4 protein-coding genes and 1 pseudogene are annotated in these 6,031 nt (G+C 23.5%); 2 read left to right on the forward strand and 3 right to left on the reverse strand.

All coding sequences use genetic code 11. The features are described from left to right. Positions 1-518: 518 nt before the first annotated feature. Positions 519-842 carry a transglutaminase domain-containing protein gene (locus MBFIL_RS02515; RefSeq protein ID WP_066971182.1) on the reverse strand — a complete coding sequence of 108 codons (324 nt, stop codon included), beginning with the start codon at positions 840-842 and terminating at the stop codon, positions 519-521. Between the two features lie 1,812 nt (positions 843-2,654). Here MBFIL_RS02515 and twy1 point away from each other — a divergent pair. Further along, complete coding sequence (gene twy1 / locus MBFIL_RS02520; RefSeq protein ID WP_066971184.1) at positions 2,655-3,569, forward strand: 4-demethylwyosine synthase TYW1; 915 nt, start codon at positions 2,655-2,657, stop codon at positions 3,567-3,569. A 229-nt stretch (positions 3,570-3,798) separates the two neighbouring features. On the opposite strand, the gene MBFIL_RS02525 is transcribed toward twy1, so the two are convergent. Further along, the gene (locus tag MBFIL_RS02525) at positions 3,799-4,338 is read right to left on the reverse strand and encodes a flavodoxin family protein (RefSeq protein WP_066971186.1); all 540 of its coding nucleotides are present in this window, start codon (positions 4,336-4,338) and stop codon (positions 3,799-3,801) included. A 93-nt stretch (positions 4,339-4,431) separates the two neighbouring features. Then, positions 4,432-5,583: a metalloregulator ArsR/SmtB family transcription factor gene (locus MBFIL_RS02530; protein WP_066971189.1), complete on the reverse strand. Its 1,152-nt coding sequence runs from the start codon at positions 5,581-5,583 to the stop codon at positions 4,432-4,434. 228 nt (positions 5,584-5,811) lie between these two features. Between MBFIL_RS02530 and MBFIL_RS02535 the strand changes: the two are divergent. Then, positions 5,812-6,031 (forward strand): annotated as a pseudogene (locus MBFIL_RS02535) (hypothetical protein); the annotation flags it as partial.

Raw genomic sequence — 6,031 nt, forward strand, 5'->3', positions numbered from 1 at the left:
ATCATTTGTAACCATTCTATAAATTAATAATTATATAATAAATTACTAACTATATAATTTAAACTATAACCATTTAAATTCCAATAGTTTGTTAATAAATTATGTGAAATAATTATATATTACTATTTATTTTATATTATTAAAAAGTTGTTGTTTATTAAATAATTAAATTAATTAAATTAATATAATTAAATTAATAGTGTAACTATAAATTAATTCAAAGTTAAAAAATAGGCATGAAAAACATGAAAACAATAATGTAAAAACATAATAAATATTAAGAAGTCTGTAAAGAGCAATGAAATGTAATAAAAATATTAAAAAATAATAAATGATTTAAAAAAAACTCAATGAGCCTCAATGAGCTTAAAATATGAAAAATTAATTTAAAAAAAACTCAATGAGCCTTAAATATGAAAAATTAATATTAAAAATTAATATTAAAAATAATAAAAGTATTCAATGAAAAACTCATTGAACCTTAAAATATAGAGCATATATGAATTAGTACGTTGTTTTTAATTATAAGATACTACAACACTTCTCTTAGATGCACATACTCTATTATATGGTTTACTACCATATCTTTTAGTAACAAGTGAGGATTCAAAATTTCTCCAATTATTATTGACTTTTACTTGAACCCATCTGTGGTTTGAAGAGTAAGAATTTGGTCCTTGAACAATTCTAGTTTCATAATTATTATATCTTAAAACTGTTGCAGCCCATTGAGCTAAACCCCAACAATCACCATAACCAGATTTTTGAACACCATTAAAAGATGTTGATCCTCCAGATCTATGGTTTAAGTTACCATTCATATAATTTTGTAATTTAGTCAATCCCTCACTACCAGAAATATTATTAAGCTTTTTTAATTTAGGATATTTCTTAGTTAGTTTATTCCATTCTTTAATATTTTTAGTTTCAGCATTGGTTAATTTAGGTGTTGGTTTAGGTGTTGCTTTTAGTTTAGGTATTGTTTTTATATTATTTTTAGCTGCTTTATTAGTAATTTGATTAACATTCTTGTTATTAGAAGTATCAGATTTCGCACTAGTCTTACTGTTTTTAGATGTAGTTGGTAATTTAGCTTTAGCTGCTCCAACTTTTACATAATTATCATACTTAACAAAACCATTAACATCATTATTTATATCTAAAGATGTTCCTTCAGAATTATTATATATCCCATAAATGGGAAAAGTACAAATAACTGCAGTAATCAGAAAAGCTGCAGTTAAAAGTACATATCTCGAATGTCTATTAATTATACCGCCTCCATGCCACTAACCCGACACAAAAATTAATACAAAACTAAAGATTTATGAAACAAATTTATGTTAATAACTAAACAGTATGGAATAAACTAAAATACATATAAATAAAAGAATTGAATTAAAAAGTTATATAATTAATTTGAAAAGTTATATAATTTGATGTAAAGTAATATTAATTTAAATATAATTAATATAATTTGAATATAAGAATAATATAGCTAATTCAAATTTTTTAAGCTAATTCAAATTTTTACTTCTAATTTACAAAAATTCCTTTAATTTCCTGTATTTTGTTTAGACAATACTACTAAATATTTAACAAAAATATAGCTTTGTAAATAATTTTGTAAACATGTATCTAAGTTATGTGACTAAAGTCATATTTCAATTTACATTATATCCTAACATCCTATATAAAGCTTTTGATAAAAATCTTGAAAAAACACCTTAAAATCCTTATTTACTATATAAAAGAATTAATTATGGAGTAATTTAAATCTACTTAAATTAAAATTGAAATCATTTAATTAATCTAATTAAGGTAAATAAAGCATAAATACAGATAGAATTTAAATAATAAGGCAGAGTAAGAAAAATTCATTGAAAACTGCCTAAAGATATTCAAATTAAAAAAAATAATGGTTTAAATTATTGATTTATAGAAATAAACTGATTTCCACTTGTTAAAAAAACTCTTAAAAAACATGAGATTAAAAAATTATTTTTCATTGGGTTTCTTAAAAAATAGCTATTAAAAATTAAAAATAAAAGGTCTAAATAGTCTTTAAAAGAATAATAACAAAAGTAATAGGGAAATTATTAAAAATAGCTAAATTAAAGAGAGAATATAATGGAATGAAAAAGAGAATAATGGTGAAAAGTAAAATATTGTTTAAATAGTCCAAAATAACTATTAAAAGAAGATATAATAAATAAAAAAAAGAATAAAATTTGAATTAAGTAATAAATGAGTAAAAAAGATAAATAAAAACATATAACAGTAAAAAAGACAATATAAACAAAAAGTTATATGTTGCACTTTTGAAAATATCCTCAAAAAAATCTAAAACTAATTTAAATTGTTTAAATAATTATAATTTAAAATAATAATTATTTAAATTAAAAATAAAGCTATTTAAAAAATGTAAAAAAAATATTAATAAATATAAAAAATATACATTAAATTTATATAATATTTTTAATAGTACTGATGAAAAAATTATTATGAAATGAAATTAAGATTATAGTTAAGTAATAAATAAATTAGTAAAATATAATAAATTTAAAGTAGAAATAGCTATTAATAATAGAAATAGCTATTAATAAAAATAATAAACAAAAAATAGGAAAACTAAAGAATAAATAGGGATAGCTATGGTACTTACAAAAGAAGAGCAAGAAAAGTTAGAATATAGTGGCTACCGATTTGCAGGACAACACAGCCATGCAGGTGCTAAAATATGTCATTGGACTAAAAAAAGTATACTAAATGAAGGAGAATGCTACAAACAAAAGTTTTATGGAATCGAAAGTCATAGATGTCTTCAAATGTCACCAGCTATTCCTTTTTGCCATCAAAAATGTTCATTTTGTTGGAGAGATTTATCACTCACTAAAACAGAATGGAAAGGAGATTATGATGACCCTAAAACAATTATAGATGATTGTGTAAAAGCTCAAAGAAATTTACTATGTGGATTTTTTGGAAATGAAAAAGCAGACAAAAAAAAATTAGAAGAATCAAAAGATCCAACTAATGCAGCTATTTCTCTTGCAGGAGAACCAACATTATACCCTGAAATTGATGATTTAATAAATGAATTTGAAAAAAGAAAATTCACAACATTTCTTGTAAGTAATGGATTACTATATGAAAAACTAAGAGCTCTTGAAAATGAACCTACACAACTATACCTTTCCTTAGATGCGCCTAACAAGAAAACATATAATTCCATTTGTAACCCTCAAATAAATGATGGATGGACCAAGTTAAATAGGTCACTTGAACTTTTAAGTAGTTTTGATTCTCGTACATGTATACGAACCACTTGTGTTAAGGGAGAAAACATGAAAAATCCAGAAGAATATAGTGAACTTATTAACAAAGCAAATCCAGATTATATAGAAATAAAAGCTTATATGTGTGTTGGATACTCAAGAAAAAGGTTAACATTAGATAACATGCCAGAACACACTGAAGTGCGAGACTTTGCAGAGAAAATAGCTAATTTAACAGGACGAGAGATTGTGAATGAATCAGAAATAAGTAGGGTTGTTTTGGTGAAATAGGTTTCACAAATAGATACTTAATAATAGACATTTAATTAAATTAAATACCTACTTAAAAAATAGTAATAAAAAATAATAAAAAAATAAAAATAGTAAAACAAATGTTTTAATGAATTTAGTGAAATAATTGGTCCACACCCAATTAAAATAATAAAAAAAACAAAATTAAACCATTAGAACATATATTAAAAAATAATATTAAATTAATAATGAATTAGTATTAAATTAATTATAAATTAGATCCTATTTCTTTAGCTTTTTCTAAGAAAGTTTTATTTGTACTTAAATCTTCTTTTTCAGGAATACCATATGCTTGGATTGAATCGACTATATCGAACCCACAATATCCATATAACATGTTTTTTTGATGTTCAATGTATCCTTCGTATAAAGAAGCATCAGGATTAGCTTGAACATGAACTAAAACAAGTTTTGTATTGTTAATTCCTTGATTGTTAACAACAGAATAAAGCCTATCAATGAAATGTTTTAATTGAGCTGTAACTTCACCAAAATAGACTGGTGAACCTATAACAAAAACATCACTTTCATCTAATGCTTTAACTATCTCTACATAGTCATCCTCATATTTACATTTACCATTTTCTTTGCAATAATAACAAGATTGACATGGAGTAATATCTAATTCATTAAGATTGAAAGTTTGAGTTTCAGCTCCATTTGACTCTGCTCCAGCTAATACTGCACTAACTAATTCACTTGTACTTCCATCTTTACGTGGACTTCCCACTATACCTGTAACTTTCATGACATCACCTAGTTTTTAATTAATGAATATAATAATGAATAATAGATAATAATATTAATTGAGTGTGGAACAATTATTTTCATTAAGTTAATGTTATAACATTTTAACTAATTTATTTTGCTTTTCTTTTATCTTTTTGTAACCTTTTTTATAAAATGGACATACTTCTATACATAATGTACAAGCTTCTGTGCAACCAATACAATTATCTTTAATTTCAACAATACCCTCATTTTCTTTTTCAATTAAAGAATCCATTCTACAATGTTTAATACAATTATTACATTTTTTACAGTAATTCTTAATCCAATTATGATTATTTTCTTTACTAAATGGTAAGTTTTCAGCTGATGTGAAAATAGCTCCAATTTTTAAATTTGGTCCAAGTTTAGGAGTAATTAGCAAATTACTTTTACCAATACAACCAATACATGCATCTTGTGCTAATTTTGATAAGTCAATTAAATTGCCTTTAGGATGTGCTACTTGAGTTTGAATACCTTTTTTTCTTAAAAAATCTGATAATTTATAGGTTAAGTTTCCAAATAATTTATAAAAAGCTTGATTAAGATCATAACCATTTGCTCCTATTGGTTCTTGAATAATTTCATCTGGAATTTCTTTTGTTATAACAATCGCATTACTATAATCTAAATCATTATTATTACTAAATATTTTTTTAGGTATTTTAGTATATCCAACATCTACAATTCCTAAATCTTTAGCTATTCTTTCAAAATGTTTTAAATCTTTAATAGCTATTTCTTTACTTGGGACTTTAGGATTTTCAACTTTTGACTCGTCAGTTGGTTCACTACTTCCACAACAAACTTTTGCATTATTAATATTACTAGAATTAATATTATTATTAAAACAATTATCAGAATCAATTTTAATAATATTTTCTATATGTTCAATGATTCTTGGATTAGATAATGAAAAATATGTCCATTTTCCCATTTTCCTCCATTTAACAATTTGAGACTTCTTTAATATTGAAAGATGATGAGAAACTGTTGATTGTGGTTTGTCCAATGTAGAAGTTATATAACAAGCACATAATTCTTCTTTTTTAAGTAAATATAGTATTTTTAATCTTAAAGGATCTGAAATAGCTTTTAAAATTTCAGAGATATTATAAAGTTCTTCAAAAGAAGGGATTTCATCTCTTACTTCTTTTATTTTATTTCTATCACAATCAGTATAATTATTATTATTATTATTATTAAATTCTAATGAACTCATGTTAATTAATTAATATATTGATATATTTAAATATTTCGATATATTGATATGATGAATGAAAATTAATGAAACATACAAAAAAAGAGATAAAGAGATAAAAAAAGAAATTAGTGTTTAAATTGGCTGTGCAATAATTATTTTTTGATTCTTTTTAGTTATGCTTAGTTTTAAATATTATGGGGTGTAATATATTATTAGTGTTTTTTAGTTTTTGTTGAGTTGGTGTTTATGGTTTTGCATGAAGATAGTATTGGTCAGGTGTTTTTACTTCCTTTGAATTTGAGGGACTTTATTCCAGATAATCATATTTGTTTTTTTATTGAGGAATTGGTTAGTCGGTATGATTTTGGTGATTTGCATTCTAAATATGCTGATACTCCAGGTAAGAAAGCTTATTCTAGGAGAATGCTTGCTAGAAATATTCTTATGGGTCAGATTGATGGTATAA

This window comes from Methanobrevibacter filiformis, from assembly GCF_001639265.1.
GTDB lineage: Archaea > Methanobacteriota > Methanobacteria > Methanobacteriales > Methanobacteriaceae > Methanacia > Methanacia filiformis.

Coding starts and splice junctions, on each gene's coding strand:
- twy1 (WP_066971184.1), top strand. CDS start 2,655: ATGGTACTTACAAAAGAAGAGCAAGAAAAGTTAGAATATAGTGGCTAC.
- MBFIL_RS02525 (WP_066971186.1), bottom strand. CDS start 4,338: ATGAAAGTTACAGGTATAGTGGGAAGTCCACGTAAAGATGGAAGTACA.
- MBFIL_RS02530 (WP_066971189.1), bottom strand. CDS start 5,583: ATGAGTTCATTAGAATTTAATAATAATAATAATAATAATTATACTGAT.